This is a genomic window from Microbispora sp. NBC_01389 (assembly GCF_045040095.1).
Taxonomy (GTDB): Bacteria; Actinomycetota; Actinomycetes; order Streptosporangiales; family Streptosporangiaceae; genus Microbispora.
The window spans coordinates 364,750-378,266 of record NZ_CP109552.1; the positions used below are offsets into that span (position 1 = coordinate 364,750).

15 protein-coding genes and 1 tRNA gene are annotated in these 13,517 nt (G+C 72.4%); 10 read left to right on the forward strand and 6 right to left on the reverse strand.

What is annotated here, in order from left to right:
* Positions 1–99: 99 nt before the first annotated feature.
* Positions 100–176: transfer RNA gene (locus OG344_RS01725), tRNA-Lys, on the reverse strand.
* 135 nt (positions 177–311) lie between these two features.
* On the opposite strand from OG344_RS01725, the gene OG344_RS01730 reads away from it, so the two are divergent.
* Positions 312–677, forward strand: coding sequence for a PRC-barrel domain containing protein (locus tag OG344_RS01730; RefSeq protein WP_405086672.1), 366 nt, complete (start codon positions 312–314; stop codon positions 675–677).
* Positions 678–804: 127 nt separating this feature from the next.
* Here the strand turns inward: OG344_RS01730 and OG344_RS01735 are convergent, their stop codons facing one another.
* Positions 805–1,401: a nucleotidyltransferase gene (locus OG344_RS01735; protein WP_405086673.1), complete on the reverse strand. Its 597-nt coding sequence runs from the start codon at positions 1,399–1,401 to the stop codon at positions 805–807.
* Between the two features lie 55 nt (positions 1,402–1,456).
* On the opposite strand from OG344_RS01735, the gene OG344_RS01740 reads away from it, so the two are divergent.
* From OG344_RS01740 to OG344_RS01750, 3 genes are all read left to right on the forward strand, one after another.
* Positions 1,457–1,957 carry a DUF1360 domain-containing protein gene (locus OG344_RS01740; protein ID WP_405086674.1) on the forward strand — a complete coding sequence of 167 codons (501 nt, stop codon included), beginning with the start codon at positions 1,457–1,459 and terminating at the stop codon, positions 1,955–1,957.
* Entirely contained in the window at positions 1,954–2,463 is a 510-nt protein-coding gene (locus tag OG344_RS01745) for a DUF6328 family protein (protein WP_405086675.1), read from the forward strand. The genes OG344_RS01740 and OG344_RS01745 overlap by 4 nt, the downstream gene beginning before the upstream one ends.
* Before the next feature lie 315 nt (positions 2,464–2,778).
* On the forward strand, positions 2,779–2,928 hold the full coding sequence (locus OG344_RS01750; RefSeq protein WP_165900798.1) for a GPGG-motif small membrane protein: 150 nt from the start codon (positions 2,779–2,781) through the stop codon (positions 2,926–2,928).
* A gap of 131 nt (positions 2,929–3,059) precedes the next feature.
* Here OG344_RS01750 and OG344_RS01755 read toward each other — a convergent pair whose 3' ends face one another.
* Positions 3,060–3,779, reverse strand: coding sequence for a metallophosphoesterase (locus tag OG344_RS01755; RefSeq protein ID WP_405089033.1), 720 nt, complete (start codon positions 3,777–3,779; stop codon positions 3,060–3,062).
* Positions 3,780–3,784: 5 nt separating this feature from the next.
* A complete protein-coding gene (locus OG344_RS01760; RefSeq protein WP_142558089.1) occupies positions 3,785–4,030 on the reverse strand; it encodes a BON domain-containing protein in 246 nt (81 codons plus the stop codon).
* A 481-nt stretch (positions 4,031–4,511) separates the two neighbouring features.
* Between OG344_RS01760 and OG344_RS01765 the strand changes: the two genes are divergently transcribed.
* A complete protein-coding gene (locus OG344_RS01765; RefSeq protein ID WP_405086676.1) occupies positions 4,512–5,735 on the forward strand; it encodes a glycosyltransferase in 1,224 nt (407 codons plus the stop codon).
* A gap of 27 nt (positions 5,736–5,762) precedes the next feature.
* Positions 5,763–6,677 (forward strand): glycosyltransferase family 9 protein, encoded by a 915-nt coding sequence (locus OG344_RS01770; RefSeq protein ID WP_405086677.1) that lies wholly within the window; start codon positions 5,763–5,765, stop codon positions 6,675–6,677.
* Positions 6,678–6,773: 96 nt separating this feature from the next.
* On the opposite strand, the gene OG344_RS01775 is transcribed toward OG344_RS01770, so the two are convergent.
* Positions 6,774–7,859 carry a DNA topoisomerase IB gene (locus OG344_RS01775; RefSeq protein WP_405086678.1) on the reverse strand — a complete coding sequence of 362 codons (1,086 nt, stop codon included), beginning with the start codon at positions 7,857–7,859 and terminating at the stop codon, positions 6,774–6,776.
* A complete protein-coding gene (locus OG344_RS01780; RefSeq protein WP_327047502.1) occupies positions 7,856–8,905 on the reverse strand; it encodes a glycosyltransferase family 9 protein in 1,050 nt (349 codons plus the stop codon). Before OG344_RS01780 ends, OG344_RS01775 begins: the two co-directional genes overlap by 4 nt.
* 204 nt (positions 8,906–9,109) lie before the next feature.
* Here OG344_RS01780 and OG344_RS01785 point away from each other — a divergent pair, with 204 nt between their 5' ends.
* The 4 genes from OG344_RS01785 to OG344_RS01800 all read left to right on the forward strand — a co-directional run bounded on the left by OG344_RS01785 (position 9,110) and on the right by OG344_RS01800 (position 13,360).
* On the forward strand, positions 9,110–10,153 hold the full coding sequence (locus tag OG344_RS01785) for a bifunctional heptose 7-phosphate kinase/heptose 1-phosphate adenyltransferase (RefSeq protein ID WP_405086679.1): 1,044 nt from the start codon (positions 9,110–9,112) through the stop codon (positions 10,151–10,153).
* 10 nt (positions 10,154–10,163) lie between these two features.
* Positions 10,164–10,412, forward strand: a complete 249-nt coding sequence (locus OG344_RS01790) for a hypothetical protein (protein WP_327047504.1) — start codon at positions 10,164–10,166, stop codon at positions 10,410–10,412.
* 10 nt (positions 10,413–10,422) lie between these two features.
* On the forward strand, positions 10,423–11,430 hold the full coding sequence (locus OG344_RS01795) for an SDR family oxidoreductase (RefSeq protein ID WP_405089034.1): 1,008 nt from the start codon (positions 10,423–10,425) through the stop codon (positions 11,428–11,430).
* 103 nt (positions 11,431–11,533) lie between these two features.
* Complete coding sequence (locus OG344_RS01800; RefSeq protein WP_405086680.1) at positions 11,534–13,360, forward strand: transketolase; 1,827 nt, start codon at positions 11,534–11,536, stop codon at positions 13,358–13,360.
* Positions 13,361–13,517: the final 157 nt, after the last annotated feature.

The window sequence follows — 13,517 nt, forward strand, 5'->3', positions numbered from 1 at the left end:
GGATCACGTCGACCGCGATGGTGAACGGCGGTGGTGAACGGCGGTGGTGAACGGCGGTGGTGAACGGCGGTGGTGAACGGCGGTGGTGAACCGCTGTGGTGGTGCGCCGCCAGGGACTCGAACCCCGGACCCGCTGATTAAGAGTCAGCTGCTCTGACCAACTGAGCTAGCGGCGCCCGCACGACAAGGGTAGCGGCGTCCGGGGTCGTCCCGCGTCACGACGCGGCCGGACCCTGTACTGCTCTTACGTCGTCGGGGTATTCCCATTCCGCGCTCCGGGATAGGTGAATGACGACGAAGGGAGAGTCACAATGACACCGGATCTCTGGTCGTATCCCGACACCGTTTACGGCACCGGAGGGCAGATGGACGTCGTCGGGTACGACGTCCAGGCCGTGGACGGGAAGATCGGGTCCGTGGACGAGGCCACCTACGAGGCCGGCCAAAGCTACATCGTCGTCGACACGGGCCCCTGGATCTTCGGTAAGAAGGTCATGCTCCCCGCGAGCGTGGTGAAGAGCATCGACCGCGAGGATCGCAAGGTCTTCGTCAGCAGGACCAAGCAGGAGATCAAGAACGCACCGGAGTACGACGAGGCGGCGGTGACGCAGCCCGAGTACCGGGACCGCCTGGCCGACTACTACGGGCGCTTCCCCCACAGCAGCGAGACCCTGTGACCGCATGACGGAGTGACGGCATGACGTGTGAGGGGCCGCGCCACCACGGCGCGGCCCCTCACCACGTGTGCGCCCGGCCCCTCCGCCTGGCCGGGCGGGCCCGCACGTCAGACCGGTACGGCCGGCTTCATGGCCAGCTGGTGTCGGATGTCGGATTCGTAGGGGCGACGATGCGCAGTTTCTCCAGCAGTGTGACGAACGTCGAGGCGTACGGCGACGGGGCCACGACCGACGCGACCCTGTCCCAGTCCACCTGTTCGCGCATCGCCCGGACCATCGGCAGCAGCGAGCCGTAGTCGCAGGCGTGCTCGGACAGCGGCATGATCCAGGAGATCACCAGGTCGGTGGCTTCGAGGACGGGAAGGCTCAGCGCGGCGACGTTGATCGGCTCGGCCCGGGCCAGCATGGCCTCGGTGACGGGCCGCTCGGCGAGCGAGAAGATCAGATCGACGAGCACACCCTCCTCGTCGAACGCCTTGACCAGCCAGTCCTCCGGTGGTCTCGCGGTCCGGAAACCCAGGCCCTCCAGGGTCTTCAGCGCGAGCGGGACGTCTTCCTCCAGCAGAGCGAAGTCGACGTCGTGCAGCGATGGCGCGGCGCCCCTCGCGTACCCGGCGCAGCCCCCGGCCAGGGCGAAACGCACCCCGGCCTCCTTGAGCCCGGAGCCGGCGCGCTTGAGCGTATCGAGAATCGCGTCGGTGACTTCGTGACTGTGACTACCCACTCACGTCGCTTGCCCAGCAATGTTCGCCGCAAACAATCGAGGGTAGGGCGCGCTCATGACCGAGACCCTGCAGGAGATCAAGCGCGCCTACGAGGGCGAGGAGAACCGTCCGCTCGCCTCGTACACACGGGTTCTCGCGGTGTACGGCGGGGCCGTTTCCGCGTTGCTGGCCACGGCCAGGCTGACCGGCCGGAAGCCGCCCGAGAAGATCAGCCCGATGGACCTCATGCTCATGGGCCTGTTCACGCACCGGCTCTCACGGACGCTGGCCAAGGACCCGGTGACCAGCCCGATACGCGCCCCCTTCACCCGCTATAAGGGCGTCTCCGGCCCGGCCGAGCTGAGCGAGAAGGTCCGCGGTCACGGGCTGCAGCACGCCGTGGGCGAGCTGCTGACCTGCCCGTTCTGCCTGTCCCAGTGGGTGGCGACCGGCTACGCCGCGGGCACGGTGTTCTTTCCCCGCCTGACCCGGCTCGCGGGCGCCACCATGGCGGCCGTGGCGATCTCCGACTGGCTCCAGTTCGCCTACGCCCGGCTCATGAAGGCCGCGGAGTGAGCGAAGTGCTCGAACCTCTGGAGAACACCGACGAGAGCCCGAAGGAGCGGGTCGACCGCGAGCTCGGCGAGCTGCTGCAGGGTCTGCGGGTGGCCGCGACGGGCGTGCAGGTGCTTTTCGCGTTCCTGCTGACACTGCCGTTCTCCTCCGGTTTCAGCAAGGTCGACACGACCGGGAACTGGTTGTTCTACATCGCCGTCATCAGCGCGGCGTTCGCCTCGATCTGCACGATCGCTCCGGCCACCCAGCACCGCATCCTGTTCCGGTCGGGGCTCAAGGAACCGCTGCTGCGCCGCGCCAACCGGCTGGGCGTGGCCGGGGCGCTGGCCCTGGCCGTCGCCATGGCCTGCTCCACCGCTCTGGTCGTGGACGCGCTGACCAGCGCCTGGCCCGCCGCGGTGGTCGGGACGGGAGTTGCGCTGCTCTGCGCCTGGCTGTGGTTCGTCCAGCCGCTGCTGTCACTGCGCCTCGTCAGAACCGACACCCTGACGACCAACGACGCCTGAGAACGCCTGAAGGAGCGCGACCTCGGTTCGCCGCGGCCGCGCTCCCTTCGTACGGCCGGCCTGACTGGCGTCCAGGTGCGTCTCGGGTGCGGACCCGCAGGGCGTCGAGGCGGTGGCGGCCTCCTCCGTGACGACGCTCGTTGAGCGCCTCGCCGGTGCCGATCCCCGGGCGGAACCGCATCCGAAAGTGGTCATATATCCCCATATGCCCGAATCAGGTCAAGCAAACGTAACGATGTACGCTCTGGCCGCAAATTCAATCGGGCCCAGGACTGGATGATGTTACGTGCCCCCTCGCGAGGGCAGTGGAGGGCCATGGCTACTCTGCTTTGGATCATCGCCGTGGTACTGGTCATCGCCGGGATCTACGTCATCCTGGCCCGTCGGGACATCCTCTGGGGGATTGTCCTCATCGTCCTCGGGTTCCTCATCGGCCCCGGGGGTGTCAGCATCTTCAATCCCTAGCCGCGTACACCCTGAACTCTGACCTGACACGGAACGGCGACCGGTTTCGCGAAACCGGTCGCCGTTCCGTGTCCGGTGGACGTCCGCCGGACCAGCCGTCCGCTCGCCGGCGGTGATTCGGCGGCGGCCGCTCAGCAGTCGTCGCCGTTGAGGCAGTAGACGGTGTAGGCGTGCTTGATGACCGGCAGGGCCACGTTGCGCACCCGGATGCCGCCCGGGGTGACGCCCTTCTCCGTGCCCGCGTGCGCGTGCCCGTGGATGAACAGGTCGGCGCCCTCCGCGTCCGCCGCCTCGGCCAGCATGTAGCTGCCGAGGAAGGGGTAGATCTCCGGAGGCTCGCCCATCAGCGTGTCCTTGACCGGGGAGTAGTGGCTGAGCACGATCTTGTGGTCGGCATCCAGCTCCTTCAGCGCCCGCCGCCATCTCTCGGCGATGTCCTTGGTGTGCCGGACGAACGCCTTCGTCTCCGGCTCCCCGAAATCGCTGGCGCACTTCCCGGCGAAGCCGCCGCCGAAGCCCTTGCCGCCGGCGACGCCCAGCCGTACGCCGTCGACGGGGACGACGGTGCCCTCGTCGTCCAGCACGGTGATCCCCGCGTCCCGCAGCAGGTCGACGATCTCCTGGTTGTGGTCGGAGTGGTAGTCGTGGTTGCCGAGCACGGCGACGACCGGAATGGGCAGGCCGCTCAGCTCCTCGGCGACGACCCGGCCCTCGGCGATCGTGCCGTGCCTGGTGAGGTCGCCCCCCACGAGCAGCACGTCGGCCCGGCGCTCGATGCCCTCGATCTTCTTGCGGTAGTGGCCGCGCAGGTCCTCGCCCAGGTGGATGTCCGCTACGGCCGCGATGCGCATCTCCCTCACAGATGTTCCTCCTCTCCCGGCTCCCGCACCTCCACCAGAGTGATCTCGTTGTGGACTCGCAGGCCCGGAGCCGCTTCGCGGGCGACGTTCTCGATCTGGTGCCGCCGCTCGTCGCAGGACACCTGCCCGCGCAGGTAGACCTGTTCTCCCCGCACGTCGACCCGGATGCCCAGCTCGGTGGTCCGTTCGTCCTCCGCGAGAGCCCGCTGCACGCGGGCCGCGACGTAGTGCGGCGTCTCCATCTCTGACCCCCTAGGCCTTTTAGATGAGCGCTGCCCTGACCTCCCCCGGCGAAACCCCTGGCCTTTCCCGGCGGAACAACTGGTTTGGCGGGCCTCCGAGGGGTTATGGTTATCGGTATTCCTGGTGCCTAAGACGCAGGTACCTCCTTGGCGTGAGCATGCCATGTTGGAGGAGCGTCTTGGGAACGTGCGACCGGTCTTCCCCCCGCCCTGAAAGAACCGCCGCGGGTACGGAACACATCGGCGTCGGCACCTGTCTCCCCCGCCTCTCCGACGGCTCCCACGCCGCGGCCTTCCTGACGGCCGCCCCCGGCGCCGCACATCCAGCGTGCGCTCTGCCGCTCACGGGCCCAGGGCCCGCCCTCCGCCCCTCGCCCGCAACGGCCCGCCGTACGCGACCCGCTCCTGACGCGGTCCCGGTCACCGGCCCCGTTCACCTGGACTCCCTGACTCCCGAGCCGGGTACCCGCCACTGCCGCTCATGGAGGAACCCCCAGTGAAGATCGCCATGGTCTCGGAGCATGCCAGCCCACTCGCCACGCTCGGCGGGGTCGACGCGGGCGGCCAGAACGTGCACGTCGCCGCGCTCGCCCGCGAACTCGCCCGAGCCGGCCACGAGGTCACCGTCTACACGCGCAGGGACCGCGAGGACCTCGCGGAGACCGTCGCCTTCGCCCCCGGTGTGGACGTCGTCCACGTTCCCGCCGGCCCCGCCTCCGAGATCCCCAAGGACGAGATCCTTCCGTGGGTTCCCCACTTCGGGAAATGGCTGCACGACCGGTGGCTGTTCGATCGGCCCGACGTCGTGCACAGCCACTTCTGGATGAGCGGCCTCGCGGCGCTCGCGGCGGCGGAGAAGCTGCGGATTCCCGTCGTGCACACCTACCACGCTCTCGGCAGCGTCAAGCGGCGCCACCAGGGCCCCGCCGACACGAGCCCGCGCGACCGCGTGGACGCGGAGGCCGAGATCGGGCGGCGCGTGGACGCCGTCGTCGCGACCTGCGGCGACGAGGTGGACGAGCTGATCCGCCTGCGGGTGCCGCGCCGGACCGCGCGCGTGGTCCCCTGCGGGGTGGACGTGACCGCCTTCAATCCCCACGTGCGGCCGCTGGAGCGGCCGGGCCGCCCGCGCCTGCTGTCCGTGGGCAGGCTGGTGCCGCGCAAGGGCGTGGAGACCACGATCCTCGCCCTGCAGTACCTCAGGGACGCCGAACTGGTCGTCGCGGGCGGCCCCCCGGCGGCCGAACTGCACCGCGACCCCGAGGTCACCCGGCTGCGCTGGCTCGCGGCCCAGGCGGGGGTGTCCGACCGGGTCCGCTTCCTCGGCCGCGTCGAGCGGGAGAAGCTCCCCGCGCTGATGCGCTCGGCCACCGCGGTCGTGTCCGTCCCGTGGTACGAGCCGTTCGGCATGGTGGCGCTGGAGGCGATGGCCTGCGGTGTCCCGGTCGTCGCCTCGGCCGTCGGGGGGCAGAGGGAGACCGTCGTCAACAACGTGACCGGCGTCCTCGTCCCGCCCCGCCGCCCCGCCGTGCTGGCCAGGGCGCTGCGCCGGCTGATCGACGACCCGGTGCGGCGCACGGCGTACGGCATCGCCGGGGCGGACCGCGCCCGGGCCAGGTACAACTGGAGCCGGATCGCCGGTGAGACGCTGGCCGCCTACGACCAGGTGCTGCCCACCCGCCACCTCGACCGGAGCGCGTCGTGAGCCGCGTCGCCCCCCGGAGGTGAGCCGGTGACGTCCACGGCCCTCGTACTGCGCTCGGACGGGATCGAGGGTTTACTCGGCGTGGTGCCGGCGCTGCGCGCCCTGCGCCGGCACGGGCTGCGGGTGGTCCTCGCCTGCCCGCCGGAGCTGAGCGAGCTGGCGGCGCTCACCGGCGCCGTTGACCGCATCCTCCCCGCCCGCGGGTTCGCGCCGCTGACGTGGCCCGGGCCGGGTGAGGAGGACGCCGGGCATCCCCCGCTCCTGCCCGACCTCGCCGTGAACCTGCACGGCCGGGGCCCGCGCAGTCACCGCGTCCTGCTGAACCTGCGGCACGAGGGCAGGGGCGTCGACCGCCTGTGGGCGTACGCCAACCGGGACGTACCCTGGGTCAGGGGGCCGTGGTGGCAACCGGGCGAGCACGAGGTGCTGCGCTGGTGCCGCCTGCTGCGGTGGTACGGCGTGCCGGCCGACCCGGAGGACACGACCCTGCCCACGCCGCTGACGGCCAGCCCGGCGCCGGGGGCCGTCGTGATCCATCCGGGGGCGGGCGGCGCGTCGCTGCGCTGGCCCGCGGAGCGCTTCGCCACGGTGGCGCGGAGGCTGTCGGAGGACGGCCTGCCCGTCGTGATCACGGGGAGCCTGCGCGAGCGGCCGATGGCGCTGCTGGTGGCGACCCGGGCGGTGCTGCCGCCGCAGATCGTGCTGGCGGGCCGCACGTCGCTGCGGCAGCTGTGCGCGCTGGTCGCCGGGGCCAGGCTGGTGATAAGCGGCGACGTCGCGCTGACGCGGCTCGCCGCGGCCTACCGGACGCCGTCGGTGCTGGTGTCGCCTCCGGACGGCCGCCGGCACCCGGTGCTGCACGAGTCCGGCGACGTCGGCGCGATCTCGGCCGCCCAGGTGATCGACGCCGCCGTACGGGCCCTCGGGGCCGGAGTCCGCTGACCGCCGCCCCATCCGGAGTGCCGCCTCGCCCGACGGCGTGCGAGGCGGCCCTTCTGCGGCGGCCCTTCCGCGACGGCTTCGCGAAGTGACAGGGGATCAGGCGGCCCGGCGGCCCGTACGGCGCCGGGCCGGCCGCCGGGACGGCGCCTGGCGCAGGAGCGCGATGACGGCCTGCTCGACCGGTCCGTGGGTGGCGAGCCCGCCTTCGGCGTCCTCGGCCAGCCGTTCGAGGGGGATGGTCCGGCCCTTCTCGTACAGCGCGACGAGACGCGGGTCCACGTAGGAGGCGCGGCACACCGACGGGGTGTTGCCGAGGTACTCCGACACCTCCCTCATCACCCTGGACACCGCGCGCCTGCGGCCGGCGCCGCTGCGCACCGGCCGGGAGACGGCGAGCCCGACGGCCGCGAGCACGGTGGCGTGCCAGGTGCGGAAGTCCTTGGCCGACACGTCGGTGCCGAAGGCGTCCTTGAGATAGGCGTTGATGTCGGCGCTGCGCACGTCGGCCCATGCTCCCTCGCCCGTCTCGCCGGCGCGGTACCGCAGCAGCTCGCCGCGGTGTCCCTTCGACAGCGCGGTCAGGACCTCGCAGACCTCGGCGTCGGCGAGCACCTGCTCCCGCTCCTTGCGGCCCTTGGCGAGATAGCGGCACACGACCCTGCCGTCGCCGCACTTCACGTGCGAGGTCTTGAGCGTGGCCAGGCCGTAGGAGTCGGTGTACTCCTCTCCGCCGACCCGGAAGAAGCCGATGTCGAGCATCCGGGCGGCCGCGGCCAGCACCCGTTCGCGGCCCAGCCCCTCGCCGCGCAGGTCCCGCGCGACCCGTTCCCGGAACGCGGGGAGCCGCTCGGCGATCTCCAGCACATGGTCGAACTTGGCCTCGTCCTGCTGCCTGCGCCACTCGTCGTGGTAGCGGTACTGCCGCCGGCCGGCGGAGTCGGTCCCCACCGCCTGCAGGTGGCCGTCCGGACGGGCGCAGATCCAGACGTCGGTCCAGGCCGGCGGGATCGCGAGGGTTCTGATCCGGAGCAGCGCGGCGCGGTCGCGCACGGGCCGGCCGGAGGCCCAGGTGTAGCCGAACCCGCGCCCCCGGCGGCGGCGCCTGATACCGGGCTCGGCCGGGTCGCTGGGCCGCAGCTCGACGGGCGGCGCCTGGAGCACCTCGGCCGCGGCCGTGCTCATCCCAGCAGGTCCCATGCCTGTTCGAGCACGTCGTCGACGCCGACGTCGGCGACCCAGGAGACGTCCCGGTGGCCGCACTCCCGCATGCCGTCCTTGGTCGCGCCCGCGCCGCAGACGGGGCAGCGCGACGTCCAGGAGATGAGCGGCCGGTGATGACCCCTGCTCAGCGGACCCCAGTTGATCATGTTGCCGCACCAGTAGACGCCGACCGTGGGCGTGCCGGTCGCCGCGGCCAGGTGCCGTGGCCCGGTGTCGTTGGAGACGAGCAGGTCGCAGGCGGCGTACAACGCGGTGAGCCCGCCGAGGGACAGCTCCCCGATCACGGCTCTCGCCGGTGCCTGCATCTGGGCGACGACCTTCTCTACGAGGTCGCGCTCCTCTTCGACGCCCGTCACCACCACCGGCCGCCCGAGCCGGTCGGCGACCTCCGCGAACCGCTCCGGGGGCCAGCGCCTGCGCCGGTCGCGCGCGCCGGGATGGATCGCCACCAGGCCCCGCGGCACCCTTCCCAGTGTGTGGCCGAGCTCGGCCCAGTCCTCCCTGACGACGTCGACCCTCGGTTCGATCTCGCTGGTCGCCGCGCCGAGCAGGCCCGCGACCTCCAGGTAACGCAGCGTCTCGTGCTGGTAGTGGACGTACGGCACCCAGCGGTCGAGCGGTTCGGCGTCAGGGGTGCGCAACCCGGCCGTCAGCCGCGCGCCGAGGCGGCGGATGAACGGGTTGGAGTTGCGCCCGCCGCCGTGCATCTGGACGGCCAGGTCGAACCTGCGCTCGCGCAGGTCCTCGTACAGCTCCTCGGGGGCGGCGGACCCGTCCGCCGGGGAGGAGACGCCGGAGATGGGCGGCAGGGGCACGACCTCGTCCACCGGGCCGGGGCGGCCCCGCAGGAACTTCGCGTGCCACTCGCGCCCCAGCAGGGTGATCTTCGCCGCCGGGTACGCCCGGCGCAGCGCCCCGATCGCGGGCAGGGCCAGCAGCAGGTCGCCGAGCGCGTTGGCCCGCAGCACGGCGATCCGCTCGACTCCTTCGACGATCAGCGCGCTCATGGGCACGGACCGCCTCTGGTTCCCCGCGTCCTCTCCTGGGCCATCGGACACCCCCCATTCCGTCCGGCCCGCCGGCTGACCCCGGCGGGGCGCTCGTGTGGAGCGGTCTGCTCCCGGTTACCCCCGTGCCGGCCCGCCAAACCGGCCGGCCGGGCCTGGCGTGACCGTTGTTTTCCCTGCGTCCGCCGGGGTAGCCGCCATGGTATGACGGAAGAGACGCTGGGCCGCTTCGGTGAAGTCACAGCCGTCGTCGTCGGGGACGTGATGCTCGACTCGTGGCTGCGCGGGCGCACCAAGCGGATGGCCCAGGAGGCCCCGGTCCCGGTCGTGGCCATCGAGCGGATCGAGGACCAGCCGGGCGGCGCCGCCAACACGGCCGTGAACCTCGCCGCCCTCGGCGCCCGGGTCCACATGGTCGGCGTCACCGGAGCCGACCCCGCGGGAGCGACGCTCAACGCGGCCCTGGGACGGCTCGACATCGAGGGCCTGGTCATCGTGCGCAGCCTGCGCACGCCCGTCAAGCGCCGGGTGCTGACCGACGGCCAGATCGTGGCCCGGTACGACGAGGAGGACGACGCGCCGCTGCCCGAGGCGGCCGAGCGCGAGCTCCTCGACCGGATCACCCGGCTGGCGGCGCACGCGGACGTCATCGTCGCCTGCGACTACGGCGGCGGCGTCTGCACCCCGGCCGTACGCCGCCTGCTGTGCGACCTCGGCGTCGAGCGGAGCGACGGCTCCCGTGGGGCGCCGGTCCTCGTGGTGGACGCCCACGACGTGGCGGCCTGGCGGGAGTGCCGCCCGAAGGCCGTGCTGCCCAACTACGCCGAGATCGTACGGCTGCTCGGCGAGGGCGGTGACGACGACCGGGTCGCCTTCCTGTCCGCGCGGTCGGAGGAGATCGTCGAGGCCACCGGCGCGGAGCTGGTGGTCACCACTTTGGACGGCCAGGGGACGCTCCTGCACCGGCGCGGCCGGGAGCCGCACCGCACGTTCGCGAGCCCCGCGCCCGACACGATGAGCATCGGCGCGGGCGACACGTTCACCGCCGCGTTCTCCCTGAGCCTCGCGGCCGGCGCCGGCCCGGAGCGGGCCGCGGACATCGCGCAGGCGGCGGCGAGCGTGGTGGTGCGCCGCCCGGGCACGGCCGTGTGCGCCCGTGAGGACCTGGCGCGGGCGCTGCGCCCCGACGTGCTCGGGTACGTCCCGGACAGGTCGACGACCGCGATAGTGAACCGGATTCGAGGGTAGGGGGGCGTTCATGACCGAAGAACAACGTTCGCCGACCGGAAAGCCCATGGTCGAGGCGACCCCGATGGACGTGATCTACGTCCGCATCGGGTCGTTCGCTCTGGTCTTCTGCTTCGCCGTGCTGGTGCTCTCCTTCGTCGGCCGCCTGTGGTGGCTGACGGGGGTCGTCGTGGTGATCATGGCGGCCGTCGGAGCCGTCATGCTCTTCGCCGTGCGCAGGCAGCGGAGACTCGGTGGCGGGCCCCGATCGAGAGGATGACGAGGTGAGCCTGCGGGACAAGGTCGTGGTGGTGACCGGGGCGAGCGGCGGGGTGGGCCGCGCCGTGGTCAGGCGGCTCGGAGCCGAGGGCGCGAAGGTGGCCCTCATCGCGCGGGGGGAGGCGGGCCTGGCGGGGGCCGCCGTCGACGTCGGAGCCGAGGGCGGGACCGGGAAGGTCTTCGCCGCCGACGTCTCCGACTACGACCAGGTCCGCGCGGCCGCCCAGCGGGCCGAGGCCGAGCTCGGGCCGATCGACGTCTGGATCAACATCGCGTTCACGACGGTCTTCGCGCCGTTCCTCCAGATCACTCCCGAGGAGTACGAACGCGAGACCAAGGTGACCTATCTCGGCTACGTGTGGGGCACCCGCGTGGCCCTGGAGCTGATGAAGCCCCGGGACAAGGGCGCGATCGTGCAGGCGGGCTCGGCCCTCGCCTACCGGTCGATCCCGCTGCAGTCGGCGTACTGCGGGGCCAAGCACGCCATCAGCGGCTTCACCGAGTCGGTGCGCACGGAGCTGCTCGCCGAGGACTCCGGCGTGAAGATCACGATGGTGCAGCTTCCAGCCCTGAACACCCCGCAGTTCGACTGGGGGCTGAACCGCATGCGGCGCCACGCCCAGCCGGTGCCGCCGATCTACCAGCCGGAGGTGGCGGCGCGGGCGATCGTCCACGCCGCCGAGCACCCGGAGCGGAAGGAGTACTGGGTCGGCGGGATGACCGCGGCCACGATCATGGGGCAGCGGGCGGTGCCCGCCCTGCTCGACCGCTACCTCGCCAGGACCGGCGTGCAGTCGCAGCTCACCTCCGAGAAGGCGCCGACCGGCATCTCCAACCTGTGGGAGCCCGCCGACGAGGACAAGGACTACGGCGCGCACGGCGGTTTCGACGGGCGGTCGCACAGCCGGAGCGTGCAGGTGTGGCTGTCGCAGCACCGCCGCCTGGTCGCCGCCGCCGCCCTCGCCGCCGCCGCCCTCGGGGCCGCCGCCCTCGCCGGTGTCGGCCTGAGCCGCCGCTGACTACTCGCTGACTACACAGCCGTCCCTGACGGGAAAGCACTGATATATCGGGTACGCCCCATTTCTGGCGATATGAAGGGGCGTACCCGGGTAGTCGAGGACGATGGACGAGCTTGACTACCGGTTCCTGTGCGAACTCGCGTCCCAGCTCCGGGTGGACTCGGTGCGGGCCGCCGCTGCCGCCGGCTCGGGGCACCCCACGTCCTCGATGTCGGCGGCCGAGCTGATGGCCGTACTGCTCGCGCGGCAGCTCCGCGTGAACGTCGAGAACCCGGCCGACCCCGCCAACGACCACCTGGTCTTCTCCAAGGGGCACGCCTCCCCCCTCCTCTACGCCATGCTCAAGGCCATGGGCGTCGTGTCCGACGAGGAGCTGCTGACCTTCCGCAGGCGCGGCAGCCGTCTGGAGGGGCATCCGACGCCGGACGTGCCGTTCGTCGACGTGGCCACCGGTTCGCTGGGATTCGGCCTGCCCGTCGGCGTGGGGCTGGCGCTGACCGCGCGGCGGCTGGACCGCCTCCCGAACCACGTGTGGGTGCTGTGCGGCGACAGCGAGCTCGCCGAGGGATCGATGTGGGAGGCCGTCGAGCACGCCGGGCACGAGGGACTGAACAACCTCACCGTGATCGTCGACGTGAACCGGCTCGGTCAGCGCGGCCCCACCCGGCACGGCTGGGACCTCGGCGCGTACGCCGCCAGGCTCGGCGCCTTCGGCTGGCACACGATCGAGATCGACGGCCACGACCCCGGCCAGATCGACTACGCGCTCGCGGACGCCCGGGCCACCCGGCGCCGCCCCACGGCGATCATCGCCAGAACCTGCAAGGGCCGCGGGGTGTCGGCCGTGGAGGACCGCGAGGGCAAGCACGGCAAGCCGCTGGCCGACGCCGAGCAGGCGCTCGGCGAGCTCGGCGGCCCACGCTCGCTGACCGTGCCGATGACCCCGCCCGCCTCCCAGGGCGCGCCGTACCGGTACGCCGGCGGCCCGCTCGTCCTGCCGAAGTACGAGCTGGGCGAGGAGGTGGCGACGCGGACCGCCTTCGGCGAGGCCCTGGCCGCGCTCGGCACGGCCCGGGGCGACGTGGTCGCGCTCGACGGCGAGGTGGCCGACTCGACGAAGCTGGAGACGTTCGCCAAGGCGCATCCGGAGCGCTTCTTCGAGTTCTACATCGCCGAGCAGCAGATGGTGGCCGCCGCGACGGGCATGCAGGCACGCGGCTGGACCCCGTACGTCGCGACCTTCGCCGCCTTTCTGACCAGGGCGTACGACTTCGTCCGGATGGCCGCGGTGAGCCGGGCCGGGCTCTGCCTCGTCGGGTCGCACGGCGGCGTGTCCATCGGCGAGGACGGTCCCTCCCAGATGGGCCTGGAGGACCTGGCGGCCTTCCGCGCGGTGCACGGCAGCACGGTGCTGTATCCGTGCGACGCGAACCAGACGGCCCGGCTGGTCGCGGACATGGCCGGCCTGGAGGGCATCCGCTACCTGCGCACCACCAGGGGCGAGACCCCGGTGATCTACGGCCCGGACGAGGAGTTCCCCGTGGGCGGGTGCAAGGTCCTGCGCACCGGCGGCCAGGCGACGATCGTGGCCGCGGGCGTCACCGTGCACGAGGCTCTCGCCGCGGCCGACCTGCTCGCCGGGGACGGCGTCTCGGTCACCGTCGTCGACGCCTACTCCGTCAAGCCGCTCGACTCGCCCGAACTCGTCACGATGGCCACCGCCACGGGGCGGGTCGTCACGGTGGAGGACCACTGGCCGGAGGGCGGCCTGGGCGACGCCGTGCTCTCGGCCCTCGCGGAGAGCCCGGTGCCGGTGCGCAAGCTGGCCGTGGCGCGGATGCCCGGAAGCGCGGGCGCCGCGGACCAGCTCCGCGACGCGGGCATCGACAGGACCGCCATCCGCGAGGCCGTCCTCGCCCTGCTCCCCTGACGGGCGGGTACGGCGGCGCCGCTCTGACGGGCGGGGCCGGCGTAAGTCTGACGGGCGGGGCAGGCATCGGCCTGGACGTCGAAGCGCCGCCGGACCGGGCCCATGCGGGCGGTCCGGCGGCGCGGTGTCCGTTTCTCGTCGGCTGTGCTCGGGCCGG

Bases quoted from the DNA above. Each gene is read 5' to 3' on its own strand.
- OG344_RS01730 (WP_405086672.1), top strand. From the start codon at position 312: ATGACACCGGATCTCTGGTCGTATCCCGACACCGTTTACGGCACCGGA.
- OG344_RS01740 (WP_405086674.1), top strand. From the start codon at position 1,457: ATGACCGAGACCCTGCAGGAGATCAAGCGCGCCTACGAGGGCGAGGAG.
- OG344_RS01750 (WP_165900798.1), top strand. From the start codon at position 2,779: ATGGCTACTCTGCTTTGGATCATCGCCGTGGTACTGGTCATCGCCGGG.
- OG344_RS01755 (WP_405089033.1), bottom strand. From the start codon at position 3,779: ATGCGCATCGCGGCCGTAGCGGACATCCACCTGGGCGAGGACCTGCGC.
- OG344_RS01760 (WP_142558089.1), bottom strand. From the start codon at position 4,030: ATGGAGACGCCGCACTACGTCGCGGCCCGCGTGCAGCGGGCTCTCGCG.
- OG344_RS01765 (WP_405086676.1), top strand. From the start codon at position 4,512: ATGGAGGAACCCCCAGTGAAGATCGCCATGGTCTCGGAGCATGCCAGC.
- OG344_RS01775 (WP_405086678.1), bottom strand. From the start codon at position 7,859: ATGAGCACGGCCGCGGCCGAGGTGCTCCAGGCGCCGCCCGTCGAGCTG.
- OG344_RS01780 (WP_327047502.1), bottom strand. From the start codon at position 8,905: ATGAGCGCGCTGATCGTCGAAGGAGTCGAGCGGATCGCCGTGCTGCGG.
- OG344_RS01785 (WP_405086679.1), top strand. From the start codon at position 9,110: ATGACGGAAGAGACGCTGGGCCGCTTCGGTGAAGTCACAGCCGTCGTC.
- OG344_RS01790 (WP_327047504.1), top strand. From the start codon at position 10,164: ATGACCGAAGAACAACGTTCGCCGACCGGAAAGCCCATGGTCGAGGCG.
- OG344_RS01800 (WP_405086680.1), top strand. From the start codon at position 11,534: ATGGACGAGCTTGACTACCGGTTCCTGTGCGAACTCGCGTCCCAGCTC.